Origin of the sequence: Luteimonas sp. MC1750, assembly GCF_016615955.1 — a bacterium.
Lineage (GTDB): Bacteria > Pseudomonadota > Gammaproteobacteria > Xanthomonadales > Xanthomonadaceae > Luteimonas.
Genome location: NZ_CP067113.1, coordinates 1,008,813 through 1,028,480, shown reverse-complemented (window position 1 = coordinate 1,028,480; position 19,668 = coordinate 1,008,813). Strand labels below are relative to the sequence as shown.

Here is a 19,668-nt window from a genome sequence, read left to right as displayed (position 1 = left end):
TACCGTCCCTCCCTGTAGGAGCGGCCATGGCCGCGATCGGCATCGGGCGCCGCCTGGCCTAGGCAATACGATGGCGCGGGTGGCGATCGCGGCCATGGCCGCTCCTACATCGGCGGGCTGCGGCCGGCTTCCGGCTTCGGCGCCAGCAGGCCGAACAGCGCGATGCCGACGGCACCGCCGACGATCGCGGCGTCGGCGATGTTGAAGGCCGGCCAGTAATGCTCGCGCCAGTGCCACTGGATGAAGTCGATCACGTGGCCATGGACCAGCCGGTCGATGACGTTGCCGATGGCCCCGCCGATCACCAGCGCGAAGGGCAGCGCGGTGCGCCAGTCGGCGCGGGGGGTGCGCGACAGCCACACCGCGAGCAGGCCGCTGATGCCGAAGGCCAGCACGGTGAAGAACCACTTCTGCCAGCCGCCGGCGTCCGACAGGAAGCTGAATGCCGCGCCGGTGTTGTAGGTGCGGTACCAGTTCCAGAAGCCGTCGATCACCGGGATCGCGGTGTACTCGGGCAGGCTCGTCAGCACCCACTGCTTGGTCAGCTGGTCGAGCACCAGGACCAGCAGCGAGAGCAGCAGCCAGGACAGTGCATTGGGCTTGGGCTTCAGAACCACTGGCGATCCTCCCCCGGACCGTCGACGTTGGATGCGCAGCGCGTGCACAGCGCCGGATGCAGGGCCACGGAACCCACGTCGCCACGCCGCTGCCAGCAGCGCACGCACTTGGGCTTGTCCGTCTTCACCGCCGACACCCGGATCGCCTCGGCGCCGTCCTCGGCGACCAGGGCCACGTCGCCGCTGATGAAGAAGAAGCGCAGCTCGTCGACCAGGCCCGACAGCCGGTTCTGGTCCGCCACGCCGCAGGCCAGGGTGATCTCGGCATCGAGCGCGGCGCCGATCTCGCCGCTGGCGCGCATCGGCTCCAGCACCTTCGAGACCTGCTCGCGCAGGCGCAGCAGCTCGTCGAACTCGCGCGCCGACAGTGGCGCGCCATCGGCCAGCGGCTCCAGTCCCTCGTACCAGGTCGCGAACAGCACGTTGTCCTCGCGCTCGCCCGGCAGGTAGGCCCACATCTCGTCGGCGGTGAAGGCCAGGATCGGTGCGATCCAGCGCACGAAGGCCTCGCTGATGCGGTACATCGCCGACTGCGCGCTGCGTCGTCCGCGCGAGTCCTCGCGCATGGTGTACAGGCGGTCCTTGGTGACGTCGAGGTACAGCGAGCCCAGGTCGACGCTGCAGAAGTTCATCAACAGCTGCACCACCTCGGCGAAGTCGTAGCGCGCGCAGGCGTCGGTGATCTTCGCCTGCAGCTCCCAGGCGCGGTGCACGATCCAGCGGTCGAGTGCGAGCATGTCGTCCGCCGCCAGCAGGTGCACCGCGGGGTCGAAGCCGTGCAGGTTGCCGAGCAGGAAGCGCGCGGTGTTGCGGATGCGGCGGTAGGCGTCGGCGTTGCGCTTCAGGATCTCCTTCGACAGCGACATCTCGTTGCTGTAGTCGGCCGAGGCGATCCACAGGCGCAGGATGTCGGCGCCGAGCGTCTTCATGATCTCCTGCGGCTCGATGCCGTTGCCGAGCGACTTCGACATCTTGCGGCCGTGCTCGTCGACGGTGAAACCGTGGGTCAGGCACTGCCGGTACGGCGCCGCCTTGTCGATCGCGATACCGGTCAGGAGCGACGACTGGAACCAGCCGCGGTGCTGGTCGGAGCCTTCCAGGTAGAGGTCGGCCGGCTTGCCGATGCCGCGCGCGGCCAGCACGCATTCGTGGGTGACGCCGGAGTCGAACCAGACGTCGAGGATGTCGGTGACCTTGTCGTAGTGCGCGGCCTCGTCGCCCAGCAGCTCCGCGGGATCCAGGTCGAACCAGGCGTCGATGCCGCCCTGCTCCACCCGGTCGGCGGCGGCGCGCATCAGTTCGCTGGAGCGCGGATGCGGCTCGCCGGTCTCGCGGTGCACGAACAGCGCGATCGGCACGCCCCAGGTGCGCTGGCGCGAGATGGTCCAGTCCGGACGGCCCTCGACCATGCCGGCGATGCGCGCCTCGCCCCAGCCGGGGAACCACTCGACGCCCTGGATCGCGGCCAGCGCATCGCGACGCAGGCCGGCCTGGTCCATCGAGATGAACCACTGCGGGGTGGCGCGGAAGGCCACCGGCGTGCGGTGGCGCCAGCAGTGCGGATAGCTGTGCTCGAGCTTGGCGTACGCCAGCAGCGCGCCGCTGGCGCGCAGCACTTCGACCAGCGCGTCATTGGCCTTCCAGATGTGCGTGCCGGCCAGTTCGACGCCGTTGGCCGCGGGCGTCGAAGGCAGGTAGACGCCACGGCCATCGAGCGGGTTCATCTGCCCTGCCGTGTAGCGCTCGACCAGGCCGTACTGCTGCGCGGCGGTGAAGTCCTCCTGGCCATGGCCGGGGGCCGTGTGCACGGCGCCCGTGCCGTCGTCGTCGGTGACGTGGCCACCCAGGATCAGCGGGATATCGCGTGCGGCATAGAAGGGATGCGCGAGCAGCATGTGCTCCAGCGCTTCGCCCTTGGCATGGCCATGCACGACCGCCTCGCCTTCGACGCCGTAGCGCGCCAGCGCACGCTCGGCGAGCGACGCGGCCAGCACCAGCCAGCGCGGCGTGTCGCCATGCGCGGGGCCTTCGACGAGCGAATACTCGATGTCCGGGCCCAGCGACACCGCCAGCGACGCGGGCAGCGTCCATGGAGTCGTGGTCCAGATCGGCACCACAACCTCGACGCCATCCGGCAGCACCGCACCGAACGCACGGGCCAGCGCCGCGGCGTCGCGCGCCACGTAGGCCACGTCCACCGCCGGCGACACCTTGTCCTGGTACTCGATCTCGGCCTCGGCCAGCGCCGAGCCGCAGTCGAAGCACCAGTACACCGGCTTGGCGCCGCGCAGCAGGTGCCCGTTGTCGATCACCTTGGCCAGCGCGCGCATCTCGTCGGCCTCGAACTTCGGGTCGAGCGAAAGATAGGGATCGTCCCAGTCGCCGAGCACGCCGAGGCGCTTGAAGTCCTGCTTCTGCAGCGCGATCTGCGACAGCGCGTATTCGCGGCAGGCCTGGCGGAACGCGGCGGCGTCGAGCTTGGCACCGACGCGGCCGTGCTTCTTCTCGATCGCGATCTCGATCGGCAGGCCGTGGCAGTCCCAGCCCGGGATGTAGGGCGCATCGAAACCGGCCACCGTCTTCGAGCGGACGATGATGTCCTTCAGGATCTTGTTGACCGCATGCCCGAGGTGGATCGGACCGTTCGCATAGGGCGGGCCATCGTGCAGCACGAAGCGCGGCCGACCCGCGGCGTGCGTGCGCAGCTGCCGGTAGAGGCCGTCCGCCTCCCAGCGCGCGAGCGTGTCCGGCTCCCGCCTGGGCAGGTCGCCGCGCATCGGGAACGCGGTCTCGGGCAGGAGGATGGTCGGCTTGTAGCGCTGGCTGTCGTCGGTCACGCGGTTGCTCGCTGGGGGGCCTGCATCAGGATGTCGCGTGCCTGCGCGGCATCGCGATCCATCTGCGCGACCAGGGTCGGCAGGTCGGGGTACTTCTCTTCGTCGCGCAGGCGCGCGACGAATTCCACCTCGATGCGGCGACCGTACAGGTCGCCGGAGAAATCGAACAGGTGGGCCTCGAGCAGGGGTTCGAGGCCGTCCACCGTGGGCCGGGTGCCGAAGCTCGACACGGACGGCCAGGGCGCATCGCCCACGCCATGCACGCGGGTGGCGTAGATGCCCTGCAGCGCCGGCACCTTGCCGCCGAAGCGCAGGTTGGCCGTGGGGAAGCCCAGCGTGCGGCCGAGCTGGCGCCCGCGCACCACGCGCCCGCTGATGGCGTAGGGGCGGCCCAGCAGGCGCGCGGCGCTGTCGAAATCCCCGGCCAGGAGCGCGGCGCGGATGCGCGTGCTGGACACGCGCTCGCCGTCGAGCTGCACCGGCGCGATCTCGCCCGCGCTGAAGCCCAGGCCTTCGCCCGAGGCGCGCAGGGTCGCCAGGTCGCCGGCGCGCCGGCTGCCGTAGCGGAAGCACGGCCCGACCCAGACCTCGCGTGCACGCAGCCGGCCCGCCAGCACGCGCGCGGCGAACGCGTCGGGCGACATGGCGGCGAAGCGCGCATTGAAGCGCAACAGGCCGACGAGGTCCGCGCCCAGCGCCTGCAGCCCCGCTGCGCGCGCGCGCGGCAGCATCAGGCGGGGCGGCGGGGCGGCAGGCGCGAAGAACTCGCGCGGCAAGGGCTCGAAGCTCAGGGCCACCAGCGGCACGTCAAGCGCGCGTGCGCGCGCCGCGGCGTGGCGCACCAGCGCGCGGTGGCCGAGGTGCAGGCCGTCGAAGGCGCCGATGCAGGCCACGCTGCCTTCGGGGCACAGGGGCCCGCCGTCGACGTCGCGGAACAGCTGCTTCATGGGATCCAGTGTGGTGTGGCGCGGCCACCCGTGGCCGCGCGCCCGACCGGGGTCGGCCGCCCAGTATAGCGGCCGCGTCCCTGCACCCGGCTTCAGTGCCGCAGGTGCCGTGGTCGCAGGCCCAGCGCCAGCATCGCCACCCCGTAGGCCAGGGCACCGGCGGCGACCACCGCCAGCAGCAGCGCGGCGCGCAGCAGCAGGCTGTCGATGGCCGTCCAGTCGCCGATCCAGCGGCTGAGCGCGAGCACCGTGGCCGCCATCGCCGCGCAGGCGACCGCCATCCGCAGCCAGAACACGCCCCAACCCGGCTGCAGCCGGGCGAGGCCGGCGCGCTTCAGGTAGCGCCACAGCAGCCAGGCGTTGACGATGCCGGCCAACCCCGTCGCCAGGGCGATCCCGCCGTGGGCCCCGGGCACGTCCCACAGCCACAGCGGCGTGGTGAAGGCGATGGTCATGACGACGTTGGCGATCACCGTGATGATCGCCGCGCGCATCGGGGTCTTCGTGTCCTGGCGGGCGTAGAAGGCCGGCGCCAGCACCTTGGTCAGCATGAAGGCCGGGATGCCGATGCTCATCGCCGACAGGCTGAGCGCGGCCATGCGGGTGTCGTGCGGCGTGAAGCGGCCGCCCTGGTAGACGACCGCGGTGAGCGGCTCGGCCAGCAGCAGCAGGCCGACCGCGGCCGGCACGCCCGCCAGCAGCGCCATCCTCAGCGCCCAGTCGAGCGTGACGCCATAGCCCTCGCTGTCCTCGGCGGCGTGCCGGCGCGACAGGTGCGGCAGGATCACCGTGCCGATGGCCACGCCGAACAGGCCCAGCGGAAACTCCACCAGGCGATCGGACAGGTACAGCCAGGTCTGGCTGCCGGTCACCAGCAGCGACGCGAACACCGTGCCCACCAGCAGGTTGAGCTGAGCCACCGAGGACGAGAACAGGGTCGGCACCATCAGCCTGGCGACCCGGCGCACGTCGGGATGGCGGAAGCCGGGCTTGAAGGCCGGCCGCATGCCGAGCCGCCCCAGCGCCGGCCACAGCAGGGCCAGCTGCAGCACGCCCGCCACCAGGACGCCCCAGGCCAGGGCCTTCACCGGCTCGGCGAAGTAGCGCGACCCCCAGACGATGGCGGCGATCATCACCAGGTTGTGCAGCACCGGCGTCACCGCCGGCAGCGCGAAGCGGCCGAAGCTGTTGAGCACCGAGGCCACCAGGGCCATCAGCGAGATGCACACCAGGTAGGGGAAGGTGATGCGGAGCATGTCGGCGATGAGCGCCAGCTTCTCCGGATCGTCGATCGCGCCCGGCGCGAACATGCGCGCCAGCAGCGGCGCGGCCAGCATGCCGACGGCCGCGAACACCAGCACCACGGCCAGCAGCGCGCCGGCCATGGCGTCCAGGAACGCCTTCAGCGCGCGCGGGTCGCCGCGTTCGCGCAGCTCGTTGAAGACCGGCACGAAGGCCATCTGCACCGAGCCCTCGGCGAAGATCCGGCGCAGGTAGTTGGGGATCCGGTAGGCGATGACGAAGGCGTCCATCGCCACCGACACGCCGAAGACGCGCGACTGCAATGCGTCGCGCAGGAAGCCGGCGATGCGCGACAGCAGGGTCATGGCGCTGAACACGGCCGTCGAACGCAACAGGCCGCCGCCCCGCCTGGGGGCATTGGCGGGCGGCGGCGCGGGCGGCGTTCCTGGAGCCGAGCCCGCCGGCGTGGCGGCGGCCGGATCCAGCCCCGCGGCCCCGACCGCGCCGTCCACGCCCTCCCCCTTGGCCCCGCCCTGTACCATTGCACTCACGCCAGCAATCCCATGACCCGGGGATTGTTGACGCAAATCCATGATTCGGCCATACTTTCCTGCTTGTTCGACCCGAATTCCATCTTTACACCGTTTCCAGGATCCCGCCGTGGCCAACATCAAGTCCTCCAAGAAGCGCGCCAAGCAGGCCGTCGTGCGCAACCTGCGCAACAACAGCCAGCGCTCGCAGATGCGCACCGCCGTCAAGAAGGTGCTGAAGGCGCTCGACGCCAATGACGCCGCTGGCGCGCAGGAGGCTTTCAACTCCGCGCAGCCGCTTCTCGACCGGTTCAGCGCCCGTGGCCTGATCCACAAGAACAAGGCCGCCCGCCACAAGAGCCGCCTGGCCGCCCGCATCAAGGCGATCGCCACCGCCGCCTGAGGCAGCACGCCCGCGACACCCGAAAGCCCGGCTCCGGCCGGGCTTTTCGTTTGTGTGCTTCGCCCTGGGCGGGGCATTGGAGCAAGGCCTTGCCACGGATCACGCGGATTACGCGGATCTACACGGATCAGGCAAGGCTTTCTCGATGGAAGCGTCTGCCCTATCCGCGCGAATCCGCGTAATCCGCGTCATCCGTGGCAAAGGCTCTTCTTCAGAACTCCCCGGCATCCGCCGCATCTGCGGCGTCGCGGGACTGTTCGTCGAGGAAGGCCTGGATCTTCAGCATCACGTCGCGGGTGCCTTCGCGGGCAAGGCCGGAGACGATGAACCAGGGGGCGGTCCAGCCCAGGGTGGCCACCACGCGCTCGGCGTGGGCGCGGGCGTCATCGGCCGGCAGCAGGTCGGCCTTGTTGAACAGCAGCCAGCGCGGCTTGTCCATCAGGCCGGCGTCGAACTTCGCCAGCTCCTGCTCGATCGCGCGCACCTGGTCGGCGGCATCGGAGCCGTCCAGCGGCTCGACTTCCACCAGGTGCAGCAGCAGGTGGGTGCGCTGGATGTGGCGCAGGAACAGCGCGCCCAGGCCGGCGCCGTCGGCAGCGCCCTCGATCAGGCCGGGGATGTCGGCGATCACGAAGCTGCGCGCCGGCTCCACGCTGACCACGCCCAGGTTCGGGTAGAGCGTGGTGAACGGGTAATCGGCCACCTTCGGCGTCGCCGCGGAGACGGCGCGGATCAGGGTGGACTTGCCGGCGTTGGGGAAGCCGAGCAGGCCGACGTCGGCCAGCAGCTTCAGCTCCAGGCGCAGCTCGCGCTGTTCGCCCTCGGCGCCCGGCGTGGCCTTGCGCGGGGCCCGGTTGACCGAGCTCTTGAAATGCATGTTGCCCAGGCCGCCCTCGCCGCCGCGGGCCACCAGCAGGCGGTCGCCGTCGCCGACCAGGTCGCCGATCACCTCCTCGGTGTCGACGTTGAGGACCTGGGTGCCCACCGGCACCATGATCACCACGTCGTCGCCGCCCTTGCCGTAGCGCTGCTGGCCCATGCCGTCCTGGCCACGCTGCGCGCGGAACAGCTTCTGGTGGCGGAAATCGACCAGGGTGTTGAGGTTGCGCGTCGCCTCCAGCCACACGTCGCCGCCGTTGCCGCCGTCACCGCCGTCCGGGCCGCCGAGGGGAATGTACTTCTCGCGCCGGAAGCCGACGCAGCCGTTGCCGCCATTGCCGGCGATCACGGTGATTTCGGCTTCGTCTACGAGTTTCATGGGGTCGGCTGCCGGATCTGATGGGATGGACGGGGCTCCGCGAAGGATGCCCGGAAACGAAAAGCCCCGCCGGAGCGGGGCCCTTCACGGAACGTGTCGCGAGGCTCAGGCCTCGGCGATCACGTTCACGGTGCGGCGCTTCTTCGGACCCTTGGTCGTGAACTCGACCTTGCCGTCGATCAGCGCGAACAGGGTGTGGTCGCGGCCGAGGCCGACGCCCGAACCCGGGTGGAACTGGGTGCCGCGCTGGCGGACGATGATGTTGCCGGCGTCGATCGCCTGGCCACCGTACATCTTCACGCCGAGGTACTTCGGATTGGAGTCGCGACCGTTGCGCGAGGAACCTACGCCCTTTTTATGTGCCATGGCTGCGTCTCCTTACTTCTTGTCGCCGGAATCAGCGATCCCGGTGATCTCGATTTCGGTGTAGTGCTGCCGGTGGCCCATCTGCTTGCGATGGTGCTTGCGGCGGCGGAACTTCACGATGCGCACCTTGTCGGCGCGGCCGTGGGCCTTGACGGTGGCGGTGACGGTGGCGCCCTTGAGCGCGTCACCGAGCTTGATGCCATCGGAATCACCGAGCATGAGCACGTTGTCGAACGTGATCTCCTTGCCCGCTTCGACGTCCAGCAGCTCCACGCGCAGGGTCTCACCCTGCATCACGCGGTACTGCTTGCCGCCCGTTACCAGGACTGCGTACATGACCAGACTTCCTCTGTAGTTATTGTGGTCGCCTGCCGCCATCGAGGGCGGACAGGAGCGGAATTGTAGAGGAATCGGCAATTTGCGGTCAAACCTCGCTGAATGGCCGCTATACGGTTGCGCTTCCCGGGCGGCTTCCGGTAGGTTCGGGTTGTCGGACGGGTACAGGGGCCCATCCGCTGCACAACCAGCTGTCAGGCACCCGATGCCGGCGCCGTGGTAAGCGCCGCAAAGGCTGCGATCGCCTTCCGGAGATCCTCTGTACGTGCTCAGCCTGAACCACCCGGGTACCCGTTCCAGCCTTCGCGGCCGCCTCGCGGCGTGCGGACGCACGCGTCCCGCAAACCCGATTCACCGCCCCCGGATCCTCCGCGATCCGCCGGCCCCCGCAGCGCAGCGCGCCGCGTTTCCACCTGCACGTCCACAGGCCGCAGCCCCAGGGGCTGCGCCATGGGCGTGCGTACAGCTTCCACTGGAGTAGCACGAGCCACGACGTGGATGGGGCCGACCGCCAAGCGCGTTCGGATCGACGAAAGGAGAGAGGAACGAAATGACAAGCACGACTCGGAGCAACACAACGACCGCACTGGCAGTGGCGATCACCGCCGCCCTGTTCGCGGCGCCCGCCTACTCGGCCATGCGCACGCCAGCGGCCGGCAAGATCGCCCAGATGCAGAAGGCGGTGGCCAAGCAGCCGGTCTTTTCCAAGCCCGCGCAGGCCTATGGCACCAACCTGAAGGCCCCCGCCGACACGCACTACGACAGCTTCCTGGTGAGCTTCCACAAGGGCGCGAAGCCCGCCGCGGACATGCAGCGCCAGCTCGACGCGATCGGCAAGGCGCTCGGTGCCCGCATCACCATCGAGCGGACCACCGGCACCGGCGCCCAGCTGATCCGCACCAACCGGGATATCGACGTCGTCGAGCGCAGGCAGCTCGAAGTCGCGCTGATGAAGCACCCGTCCGTCCGGGCGGTCGAGCCGAACGGCCGCCTGTACCGCGCGTTCGAACCCAACGATCCGATGTTCGCGCAGCAGTGGCATTACAAGGGCGGCGGCATGGGCATCAATGCCACCGAGGCCTGGGACAACTACGACGGCGACGGCTACATCGTCGCCGTGCTCGATACCGGACAGCTCCAGCACGAAGACCTCACCGGCCAGTTCGTGGCGGGTTACGACTTCATCTCCGATCCGGCCAACGCGCGCGACAGCGACGCGCGTGACCCGGATCCGACCGACACCGGCGACTGGGACGACAAGTACGACAGCAGCTGGCACGGCACCCACGTGGCCGGCACCGTCGCCGCGCTGACCAACAACAGCCTCGGCGTGGCCGGCGTGGCCCACGGTGCCAAGGTCCAGCACGTACGCGTCCTGGGCAACGCGGGTGGCTCGTTCGCGGACATCAACGACGCCATCGTCTGGGCCTCGGGCGGCCAGGTCCCGGGCGTGCCGACCAATGCGACCCCGGCGCACATCATCAACCTGAGCCTGGGTGGCTCGACCGTCTGCCCGACGGCCATGCAGGACGCGATCGACATCGCCATCGCCAATGGCACCACGGTGATCGCGGCGGCCGGCAACTCCAGCTCCGACGTCGCCAACTTCAGCCCGGCGGGCTGCGAGGGCGTGATCGCCGTGGCCGGCACCGGTCCGAACAACACCAAGTACGCCAGCACCAACTATGGCTCGGGCATCAGCGTCGCGGCCCCCGCGGGCAGCGGCGTCAACCCTGCGACCAACCAGGTGCTGTCGACCCTGAACACCGGTCTCGAAGGCCCGCAGGACGACTCCTACGCCTGGTACGCCGGCACCTCGATGGCGGCTCCGCACGTGGCCGGCACCGCCGCGCTGATGATGGAAGCCGCCGGCGAGCATCTGCCGCCGGACGAGGTCGAGGCCATCCTGCGCAACACCGGTTATGACGCCAACGGCCTCGTCACCGGCTGCAGCACCGCGTCGCTGTGGTGCGCCAGCCTGATCGACGCGGGCCGCGCGGTGGCCGTGGCCGATGGCAGCGAGGACCTTCCGGACGACCCGCCGGAGCCGCCGCCGCCGCCGCCGCCGGTCGAGCTCGAGAACGGGGTCACGGTGAACGCCGGGCCGATGGGTGCGGGCGAGGACCGCTTCTACACCCTGGAAGTTCCGGAAGACATGGGCAGCCTGGTGTTCACCATGGCACCGGGCACCGGCGATTCGGACCTGTATGTCCGCTTCGGTGCGGCTCCGACCGATGCGCTCTACGACTGCCGCCCGTACACCGGTGGCGCGGTGGCCGAGACCTGCACCATCGACAACCCCGAGGCCGGCACCTGGCACGTCCGCGTCGATGCCTACAGCGCATCCGACAACTGGACGCTTACCGGTACCTACGACGAGGACGGTCCGCCGCCCCCGCCGCCGCCGCCGCCGACCGGCGAGCTGGAGAATGGCGTCACGGTCAGTGGCCTGAGCGTCGGCACCGGCGAGCAGCTGCTGTACTTCATCGACGTGCCGGAAGGCGCGACCGACCTGAACGTGCAGCTTGCGGGTGCGGCCGGCGGTGACGCCGACCTGTACGTCCGCCGCAACGAGGTTCCGACCAACACGCTGTACGACTGCCGTTCGTGGAACACCGGGAACAACGAGAACTGCGCGTTCCCGACCCCGCAGGCCGGCCAGTGGTATGTCCGCGTCCACGGCTATGCCGCGGCGTCCGGGCTGTCGCTGACCGCCAGCTACGTCGGCGGTCCGGGCGGTGGCGTGGCTCCGGACGACCTCACGGCCCGCTATGTGTTCGTCCTGCGCGGCCAGCGCGTCCGCGTTCCCCTGACCTGGTCGGGTGGCGAGGGTGAGCAGGTCGACGTGGTGTTCAACGGCGAGGTGGCCGCCACGGTCGCCAACAACGGCGAACTCATGCACACCTTCAACGCGGGCGCCGTCGGCCCCGGCAGCGCGACCTACCAGGTCTGCAACGCCGGCACCGATGAATGCTCCGCCGAGATCACGGTGAACTACACCGCGCGTCGCTGATCCCGGACGCAAGGCGCAACACGAGGGGCCCGGTTCGCCGGGCCCCTTTCTTTTGCTTCTTCTCCCGGACGAGGGAGGCGTCCGGGAGCAGCACGGCGGGCAGCGCGCGGCGACCCGAGGCCGGGGCCCGGTTCCTGGGGCGGCCAGCCTCCGCCCGAGCTGGAAATCCCCGCGATTGCCCCCATCAAGGGGGCTCGGTAGGCTGGTTGATCGCCCTCCGCTCCCCTTACCCGACCCCGGACCCCACCCGCATGGCGCTGGACCTCATCCGCATCCGCGGAGCCCGTACGCACAACCTGAAGGACATCAGCCTCGACCTGCCCCGCGACAAGCTGATCGTGGTCACGGGCCTGTCCGGTTCCGGCAAGTCGTCGCTGGCCTTCGACACCATCTATGCCGAGGGCCAGCGCCGCTACGTCGAATCCCTGTCGGCCTATGCGCGCCAGTTCCTGAGCGTGATGGACAAGCCCGACGTCGACCACATCGAAGGCCTGTCGCCGGCGATCGCGATCGAGCAGAAGTCGACCTCGCACAACCCGCGCTCGACGGTCGGCACGATCACCGAGGTCTACGACTACCTGCGCCTGCTGTATGCCCGCGTGGGCCAGCCGCGCTGTCCCGACCACCACTACCCGCTCGAGGCGCAGACCGTCAGCCAGATGGTCGACCAGGTCATGGCGCTGGCCGCCGACCCGGCCCACGCCGAGCGGCGCTGGATGCTGCTGGCGCCGGTGGTGCGCGAGCGCAAGGGCGAGCACGCCCAGGTGTTCGAGCAGCTGCGCGCCCAGGGCTACGTGCGCGTGCGGGTCGACGGCGCGGTGTACGAGATCGATGCGGTGCCGCCGCTCGCGCTGCGCCAGAAGCACACCATCGAGGCGGTGATCGACCGCTTCCGCGTGCGCGAGGACATGCAGCAGCGTCTGGCGGAGTCCTTCGAGACGGCGCTGAAGCTGGGCGACGGCATGGCCGAGGTGCGGGCGCTCGAGGATGCCGCGGTCGAGCCGCTGCTGTTCTCGTCGCGCTACAGCTGCCCGGTCTGCGACTACGCCCTGCCCGAGCTCGAACCGCGGCTGTTCTCGTTCAATGCGCCCGCCGGCGCCTGCCCCACCTGCGACGGCCTGGGCGTGAGCCAGTTCTTCGATCCGGGACGCGTGGTGGTGCATCCCGAGCAGTCGCTGGCCGCGGGCGCGGTGCGCGGCTGGGACCGGCGCAACCATTACTACTTCCAGCTCATCGCCTCGCTCGCGAAGCACTACGGCTTCAGCGTCGACACCCGCTGGCAGGAGCTGCCCGAGGACGTGCGCCAGGCGGTGCTGTTCGGCAGCGGCAACGAGGCCATCGCCTTCACCTACATGACCGAGGGCGGCGTGCGCAGCAAGCGTCGCCACCGCTTCGAAGGCATCGTCCCGAACCTCGAGCGGCGCTACCGCGAGACCGAATCAGCCGCCGTGCGCGAGGAGCTCGCCAAGTACATCAGCGAACAGCCCTGCCCCGACTGCGAAGGCGCGCGCCTGAACCGTTCGGCGCGCAACGTCTTCGTCGCCGAACGCGCGATGCCGTCGATCGTGGTGCTGCCGATCGGCGAGGCGCTCGCGTTCTTCCGCCAGCTGGAACTGCCGGGCTGGCGCGGCGAAGTGGCCGAGCGCATCGTCAAGGAAATCCGCGAGCGGCTCGGCTTCCTGGTCGATGTCGGCCTCGACTACCTGACGCTCGAGCGCAAGGCCGATTCGCTCTCGGGCGGAGAGGCCCAGCGCATCCGCCTGGCCAGCCAGATCGGCGCCGGCCTGGTCGGCGTGATGTACGTGCTCGACGAGCCCTCGATCGGCCTGCACCAGCGCGACAACGAACGCCTGCTGGGCACGCTGACGCGCCTGCGCGACCTCGGCAACACGGTGATCGTGGTCGAGCACGACGAGGACGCGATCCGGCTGGCCGACCACATCGTCGACATCGGGCCCGGCGCCGGCGTGCACGGCGGCGAGGTGGTCGCCCAGGGCAGCTACGCCGACGTGCTGGCCGCGCCGCGCTCGCTGACCGGCCAGTACCTGTCCGGCACGCGGCGCATCGAGGTCCCTGCCACGCGCCACGCGCCGAATCCGAAGCTGGCCCTGCGCCTGCTCGGGGCCAGCGGCAACAACCTCAAGGACGTCGACCTGGTGATCCCGCACGGGTTGTTCACCGTGGTCACCGGCGTCTCCGGCTCGGGCAAGTCGACGCTGATCAACGACACCCTGTACGCGCTGGCCGCGAACGAGATCAACGGCGCCTCGCACAAGCCGGCGCCGTTCCGCACGGTCGAGGGCCTGGACCTGTTCGACAAGGTGGTCGACATCGACCAGTCGCCGATCGGGCGCACGCCGCGCTCCAATCCGGCGACCTACACCGGGCTGTTCACGCCGCTGCGCGAGCTGTTCGCGCAGGTGCCCGAGGCGCGCGCGCGCGGCTACGGCCCGGGGCGCTTCAGCTTCAACGTGCGCGGCGGCCGCTGCGAGGCCTGCCAGGGCGACGGCCTGCTCAAGGTCGAGATGCACTTCCTGCCCGACATCTACGTGCCCTGCGACGTCTGCGGCGGCAAGCGCTACAACCGCGAAACGCTCGAGATCCGCTACAAGGGCCTGAACATCCACGAGGTGCTCGAGCTGACCGTCGAGGCGGCGCTGGACCTGTTCCACGCGGTGCCGACGCTCGCGCGCAAGCTGGAGACGCTGGCCGACGTCGGCCTGGGCTATATCCGCCTGGGGCAGTCGGCGACCACCCTGTCGGGCGGCGAGGCGCAGCGCGTCAAGCTGTCGAAGGAGCTCTCGCGCCGCGACACCGGGCGCACGCTGTACATCCTCGACGAGCCGACCACCGGCCTGCACTTCCACGACATCGACCACCTGCTGGGCGTGCTGCACAAGCTGCGCGACGACGGCAACACCGTGGTGGTGATCGAACACAACCTGGACGTGATCAAGACCGCCGACCACGTCATCGACCTGGGCCCCGACGGCGGGCACCGCGGTGGCGAGATCATCGCCCAGGGCACGCCGGAGGAGGTCGCCGCCATGCCGCAGTCGCATACCGGCCGCTTCCTCGCCAAGCTGCTCGAGGAACACGCCGCGCGCGCCACCGTGCCCACCATTGCCGAGCCGGCGAAGCCGCGTGCGCGCGGCAAGACCGGCATCCCCACGCGCCGCCGCAAGGCCCGGGACATCTCATGAGCCACGAACCCGACAAGCACGCCCCCGACAGGCACGCCCCCGCCCAGCGCGCCCCCGCCGAGCATGGCGCCCTCCTCCACCGCATGCCGATCGAGCTGCGCTGGCGAGACCTGGACGCCTTCAACCACGTCAACAACTCCAACTTCATGACCTACCTGGAGGAGGCCCGGATCCGCTGGTTCGAATCGCTGGACGAGGACTGGGTGACCGACGAAACCGCGCCGCTGCTTGCCGCGGTGCAGATGAACTACCGGCAGCCGATCCCGTATCCGGGCTCGATCGTGGTCGAACTGACCGCCGACCGGGTCGGCACCAGCAGCGTCACCATCGGCCACCGCATCACCGGCGCCGACGGCGGCACCCTGCACGCCGACGGCCACGTGGTGATGGTCTGGGTCGATCGCCGCACCGGCCGGCCCACCGCCCTGCCGGGGGCGGTCAGGCGGGTCGCCGGGGGCTGAGCCGCCTCAGCCGGTTCCGGTGGCGTCCTCGCCGCCGCGCAGCCCGTGCCGGTTCATCAGCCGGTAGAGGGTGACCCGGGAGATGCCGAGGTCGCGCGCGGCCGCCTGCAGGCGGCCGCTGTTGCGCAGCAGCGCACGCTCGATGGCGGCGCGCTCGCCTTCCAGCCGCGCCTCGCCCAGGGTCTGCAGCGCCACGCCCGCCTCCTGCAGGCGCAGGTCGCGCGCGGTGATCCGCGTGCCCTCGGCCATCACCACCGCCTGGCGCACGCGGTTCACCAGTTCGCGCACGTTGCCGGGCCAGCCGTGGTCGTACAGCGCGCGCAGCGCGTCGCGGGTGAAGCCGCGAACCCGGCTCCCCGCCTCCCCCGCATGCCGGTCCAGCGCCCAGGCCGCCAGCAGCGCGATGTCGCCGCCGCGCTCGCGCAGGGGCGGCATGTGCAGCTCGATGACGCGCAGGCGGTGGTACAGGTCCTCGCGGAAGCGGCCGCGCTCGACCGCGGTCGCGAGGTCGACGTGGGTGGCGCAGATGATGCGCGCGTTCACCGCGACGTCCTCGTGGCCACCCAGGCGCTGGATCGTGCCCTGCTCGAGGAAGCGCAGGAGCGAGGCCTGGGACTCCAGCGGCAGGTCGCCGATCTCGTCGAGGAACAGAGTGCCGCCGTCGGCATGCTCGAAGCGTCCGCGCTTGCGCTGGTTGGCGCCGGTGAACGCGCCGCGCTCGAAGCCGAACAGCTCCGACTGCACCAGGCTGTCGGGGATCGCGCCGCAGTTGATCACCACCAGGGGTGCGCCATGGCGGCGGGAATGCCGGTGGATCGCCGCGGCGGCGAGCTCCTTGCCGGTGCCGGTATCGCCGCCGATGCAGACCGGCGCATCGGTCAGCGCGGCGCGCTGCAGCTGGCGGTACAGGGCCTGCATCACCGGGCTGTCGCCGATCATGCCGTCCATCGACGGCAGCGGACGCGGCGCCGACACGCCGCGGTCCTCGAGCCGCGCCATGCCGTGGGCGTGTCCCAGCACCGTGGCCAGAAGGCCGTCGTCGCAGGGCAGCACCACGTAGTCGTGGCAGTGGTCGCGCACCAGCTGGCGGACCTGCTCCAGCCGCACCTGGCCCGGCGCCAGCCCGGCGACCCAGCCCAGGCCGCCGCGACCCAGCACCTCGCGGATGCGGTCCAGCGCGTGCGCGGTCGGCTCGGCGCCGCCGCGCAGGTCGAGCAGGCCGGCGCTGCAGCTGCCGCCGTCGGCCAGCAGGCCGGGGATCGCGTCGGCCGAGGACACCATCCGCGCCTCCCAGCCCCGCCCGCCCAGTCCGGCGGGCAGCGCCTCGACGACTCCGCTCCCCGCGACGACCCAATGGATGAATCCGCGCACTCCAGTGCGTCCAGGCATGCCGTTGCGCCGCACCCGCCCCCTTCGGATGGCCTCCCGTCTCCGTGTCCACCAGCCAACGCGCCTGCCTCCGCGAAGCGGACAGCACGACGCGCCGCCGGGGCGACGATCGCGCCGCGGCGCGGTCAGAAGCGGATCGGCAGCCGCGCGACCAGGGTGACGTCGGGGGTGTCGCGGGTCATGCCGGCGCCCAGCGCGATGTTGAGGCTGGTGCGCTCGCTGATCCGGTAGGTGGTGCCCAGCATCAGCGTGCCCAGCACCACCCGCACCGAACCGGGCAGGTCACTGCCGTTCTGCTGCGAGCGCTGCACGATGTTGTGGTCGTAGCCGATGCTGATCGCGGCGCGCTCGTTCAGGGCCAGGCCGACGCCCACGTTGAATCCGATGATGTCGCCCGCATCCACTTCGCCCAGGAACTCGGTCGTGGTCTGCGGGAAGCCTTCGGGCGCGCCGGTCAGCGTGGTGCGGGACACGTCCTTGCGCGCGAAGTTGTGCAGGTAGCTCAGGCTGCCGAAGAACACCACCGGGTCGGAGGCGTACATCCAGGTGACGCCTGGTTGCACCGAAGCGAAGCCGCTGCCCGTGGGCAACTCCAGCGGCAGGCCGGTGCCGGTGGCGTTGGCCACGCAGCGGGTGACGCAGTCGGTGGTGACGTCGAACAGGTCTTCGCCGGTGCGGGTCTTGTAGCGCAGCCAGAGCACGTAGAACGGCCGGTCGGCGCCCTTGTTGGGCAGCTGGTAGCGCGCCGTCATCTCGATGTCGCCGAGCCCGCTGCCGTCGGCGCTGAAGACGCTGTCCTGGGCGGAGCCGGTGAAGATCTCGCGGCTGACGGTGTCGCCGCGGAGGTACATGTACGGCACCTTCAGCTCGAGCTCGAAGCGGTTGGCGAGGCCATAGCGCGCCGCCAGGCCGACCGAGAGGCTGGTCGTCTTGACCTGGCGCACGTCGATGAGGCCGATCAGGATCGCCGGGATCACCGTGTAGCCGATCAGCGCCACGCGGTCATTGGAGTAATAGCCGGTCTGCAGCGAGGGCTCGAGCACCAGGGTGCCGCGCGGCGTGAGCACGCCCGGCTGGTCGAAGATCTGCGCGACCTCGGGCGGCCGCGTGGACTCCTCCGGCGCCTGCCCCACGGGCACCGGATGGTCTTCGCCGGACTGGCCAGCCACGACCGCCGCGGCCATCGCCGGTCCGGCCGGAAGCGCCGCTCCTGCCGCGCCGCGCGCGCGCAGGTCGTCCAGCCGCCAGGCGTCGACGCCGCCGCCGGCGCCCTCGTCCCAGCCGGTGCGCTGGCCCTGCACGTACTCGCGCAGCTCGCGGATCTGGCGCGCCTGTTCGTCGAGTCGCGCCTCCAGCGTGCGGATGCGCGCCTCGTCCGCCGCCGGCGCCCCGGCGTCCTGGGTCCAGGCCGGCAGCGGCATCGCCAGCGCCGCCGCCAGCAGGGCGAGTGCCGGGCCGCGGCCACGCGTGGCGGTCATGGCGTTCCCGCCGGACCCAGGCCGGCACGGCCCAGGGCTTCGCTGAAATTCATCGCCTGCAGCAGGCCGAGCGCCCCGGTGCCGGCATCGACCGTGGTCTGGACGCGGATCTGGGTCGCGTCCAGCGTGTTCTGGATGACCAGGCCCGCGCCCCCCGCCAGGGTGTCGAGGTTGCCGGGTCCCACCTGCACCACCTGCGTCTGCTGCAATTGGGCGAGCTCGCCTGCCTGGGCTTGGCTCATGCGCCCGACGTCGGGGATGTCGACCCTGAGCGACGCCACCAGCGCGCCGTTCACCCAGGCCTGGCGCTCGAAGCCGAATACGACCACCAGGCCCGACGGCAGCGCATAGCCGCCGCGCATCGCCGCGAGCCGCTCCGGGGCCACCGGTACCCAGCCGTCCGGCAGGGCGGGCTCCGCGGCCTCCGAGGGTGCCGGCCACCCCACCGCGGCCAGGGCCAGCAGCGCCGTCACCAGCAGCGGCCATCCAATGCGTCTGGCGGCACGAATCTTCATGTCAGATGTCCCCCGGTCCGCGGCGGCTGAGGACCACGTCCTGCAGGCCGGTGCGCTGTACCGCGCTCGCCAGCGGCGCCATCGGCGCCAGGCGCCAGTCGCGCGCGGCATTGAAGGCCGCGAGCTCGCGGCGGTTGTGGACCACGAACAGCACGCCGTTGTCCCACAGGCGCTCGAACTGGCGCCTGGGCAGCAGCCGCGTCCCGCGCGCGGGATCGCCGACCAGCACGCGACCGGCGCGCATTCCCTTGACCACCACGAAGTGGCGGTAGCCGCGGTCGTTGAGCAGCACGATCGCCGGCAGGCCTTCCTCGAGCAGGCGGTCCAGCGGCACCTCGAATCCGTCGGCGGCGTATCCCTGCGCCTCGAGATAGGCGCGCATGTCGAGCAGCGAGAACCCCTCGCGGCGGATCCGTGCCTGGTCGCCGCGGGCATACATCTCGCGGAACACCTCGGCCTCGCCGACCGGGTGCCCGTACTGGAAGGTCAGCAGGGTCGCGATCGCGGCCGAGCCACAGCTGAAGTCGTGCTGCTGCGGCACGGTGGTGCGGTAGCGCGCGGCCTTGAGGCTGGTCACGGGCACCGCGTAGCTGCCGCCGTAGGGCACGCGCACCTCGGCGGTCGACGCCTGCGCCGCTGCCGGCAGGGCCACCTGCCAGGCCAGGCCGGCGGCCAGCAGCAGCGTCGACGCCGCCGCGGCGGGCCGCTGCCTCACGGACCGCCCCCGCCGAACTGCACGTTGACCGCGGTGCCGCTCTGGATCAGCACGTTGGCCCCGCTGTTCTGGATCACGGTGTTGATGCCGGCCGCGTTGCCGAAGGCGCCACCGGTGACCGTGTTGGGGCCACCGACCGTGCCGACGGCGCTGTTGCCGTCCACGGTGCCGGTGTTGTTGGCCTCGACCACGACCACGCTCGACGACTCGCCGCCGCGCATGGCCTCGAGCGCCTGGCCGCCCAGCGCCTCGCCGAAGCCCTCGACCGCGACCGGCTCGTCCGGCGGCGACGCCAGCGCCAGCGCGCCGACGATGACTGGAATCACGATGACGGGCATGTCCGTCTCCTGGACAGGGG

At 70.9% G+C, this 19,668-nt stretch carries 16 protein-coding genes; 4 read left to right on the top strand and 12 right to left on the bottom strand.

What is annotated here, in order from left to right; all coding sequences use genetic code 11:
* Nucleotides 1-104: 104 nt before the first annotated feature.
* The 4 genes from lspA to murJ form a co-directional block, all read right to left on the bottom strand.
* A complete protein-coding gene (gene lspA, locus JGR68_RS04825) occupies nt 105-617 on the bottom strand; it encodes a signal peptidase II (protein ID WP_199361265.1) in 513 nt (170 codons plus the stop codon).
* Nucleotides 608-3,394 (bottom strand): isoleucine--tRNA ligase, encoded by a 2,787-nt coding sequence (gene ileS, locus JGR68_RS04820; protein ID WP_234446629.1) that lies wholly within the window; start codon nt 3,392-3,394, stop codon nt 608-610. The genes lspA and ileS overlap by 10 nt, the downstream gene beginning before the upstream one ends.
* A 56-nt stretch (nt 3,395-3,450) precedes the next feature.
* Nucleotides 3,451-4,401, bottom strand: coding sequence for a bifunctional riboflavin kinase/FAD synthetase (locus JGR68_RS04815; RefSeq protein ID WP_199361260.1), 951 nt, complete (start codon nt 4,399-4,401; stop codon nt 3,451-3,453).
* A 92-nt stretch (nt 4,402-4,493) separates the two neighbouring features.
* Nucleotides 4,494-6,185 carry a murein biosynthesis integral membrane protein MurJ gene (murJ, locus tag JGR68_RS04810; protein ID WP_199361654.1) on the bottom strand — a complete coding sequence of 564 codons (1,692 nt, stop codon included), beginning with the start codon at nt 6,183-6,185 and terminating at the stop codon, nt 4,494-4,496.
* Between the two features lie 118 nt (nt 6,186-6,303).
* On the opposite strand from murJ, the gene rpsT reads away from it, so the two are divergent.
* Nucleotides 6,304-6,576: a 30S ribosomal protein S20 gene (rpsT, locus tag JGR68_RS04805; protein ID WP_199361258.1), complete on the top strand. Its 273-nt coding sequence runs from the start codon at nt 6,304-6,306 to the stop codon at nt 6,574-6,576.
* 211 nt (nt 6,577-6,787) lie between these two features.
* On the opposite strand, the gene cgtA is transcribed toward rpsT, so the two are convergent.
* From cgtA to rplU, 3 genes are all read right to left on the bottom strand, one after another.
* On the bottom strand, nt 6,788-7,834 hold the full coding sequence (cgtA, locus tag JGR68_RS04800; RefSeq protein WP_199361255.1) for an Obg family GTPase CgtA: 1,047 nt from the start codon (nt 7,832-7,834) through the stop codon (nt 6,788-6,790).
* A 105-nt stretch (nt 7,835-7,939) separates the two neighbouring features.
* On the bottom strand, nt 7,940-8,200 hold the full coding sequence (rpmA, locus tag JGR68_RS04795) for a 50S ribosomal protein L27 (RefSeq protein ID WP_199361254.1): 261 nt from the start codon (nt 8,198-8,200) through the stop codon (nt 7,940-7,942).
* Between the two features lie 12 nt (nt 8,201-8,212).
* Nucleotides 8,213-8,536 carry a 50S ribosomal protein L21 gene (gene rplU / locus JGR68_RS04790; RefSeq protein ID WP_199361252.1) on the bottom strand — a complete coding sequence of 108 codons (324 nt, stop codon included), beginning with the start codon at nt 8,534-8,536 and terminating at the stop codon, nt 8,213-8,215.
* A gap of 592 nt (nt 8,537-9,128) precedes the next feature.
* Here rplU and JGR68_RS04785 point away from each other — a divergent pair.
* The 3 genes from JGR68_RS04785 to JGR68_RS04775 all read left to right on the top strand — a co-directional run bounded on the left by JGR68_RS04785 (nt 9,129) and on the right by JGR68_RS04775 (nt 15,213).
* A complete protein-coding gene (locus tag JGR68_RS04785; RefSeq protein WP_199361250.1) occupies nt 9,129-11,549 on the top strand; it encodes a S8 family serine peptidase in 2,421 nt (806 codons plus the stop codon).
* A 251-nt stretch (nt 11,550-11,800) separates the two neighbouring features.
* The gene (gene uvrA, locus JGR68_RS04780; RefSeq protein WP_199361248.1) at nt 11,801-14,752 is read left to right on the top strand and encodes an excinuclease ABC subunit UvrA; all 2,952 of its coding nucleotides are present in this window, start codon (nt 11,801-11,803) and stop codon (nt 14,750-14,752) included.
* Nucleotides 14,749-15,213, top strand: a complete 465-nt coding sequence (locus JGR68_RS04775) for a thioesterase family protein (protein ID WP_199361245.1) — start codon at nt 14,749-14,751, stop codon at nt 15,211-15,213. Before uvrA ends, JGR68_RS04775 begins: the two co-directional genes overlap by 4 nt.
* A 6-nt stretch (nt 15,214-15,219) precedes the next feature.
* Here JGR68_RS04775 and JGR68_RS04770 read toward each other — a convergent pair whose 3' ends face one another.
* The 5 genes from JGR68_RS04770 to JGR68_RS04750 form a co-directional block, all read right to left on the bottom strand.
* On the bottom strand, nt 15,220-16,602 hold the full coding sequence (locus tag JGR68_RS04770) for a sigma-54 dependent transcriptional regulator (RefSeq protein ID WP_200672731.1): 1,383 nt from the start codon (nt 16,600-16,602) through the stop codon (nt 15,220-15,222).
* Between the two features lie 125 nt (nt 16,603-16,727).
* Nucleotides 16,728-18,080: an autotransporter outer membrane beta-barrel domain-containing protein gene (locus JGR68_RS04765; RefSeq protein WP_199361240.1), complete on the bottom strand. Its 1,353-nt coding sequence runs from the start codon at nt 18,078-18,080 to the stop codon at nt 16,728-16,730.
* Complete coding sequence (locus JGR68_RS04760; protein ID WP_199361238.1) at nt 18,077-18,595, bottom strand: hypothetical protein; 519 nt, start codon at nt 18,593-18,595, stop codon at nt 18,077-18,079. Before JGR68_RS04760 ends, JGR68_RS04765 begins: the two co-directional genes overlap by 4 nt.
* A gap of 1 nt (nt 18,596) precedes the next feature.
* Nucleotides 18,597-19,310 (bottom strand): C39 family peptidase, encoded by a 714-nt coding sequence (locus tag JGR68_RS04755; protein WP_234446597.1) that lies wholly within the window; start codon nt 19,308-19,310, stop codon nt 18,597-18,599.
* A complete protein-coding gene (locus JGR68_RS04750) occupies nt 19,307-19,648 on the bottom strand; it encodes a hypothetical protein (protein ID WP_199361236.1) in 342 nt (113 codons plus the stop codon). The genes JGR68_RS04755 and JGR68_RS04750 overlap by 4 nt, the downstream gene beginning before the upstream one ends.
* Nucleotides 19,649-19,668: the final 20 nt, after the last annotated feature.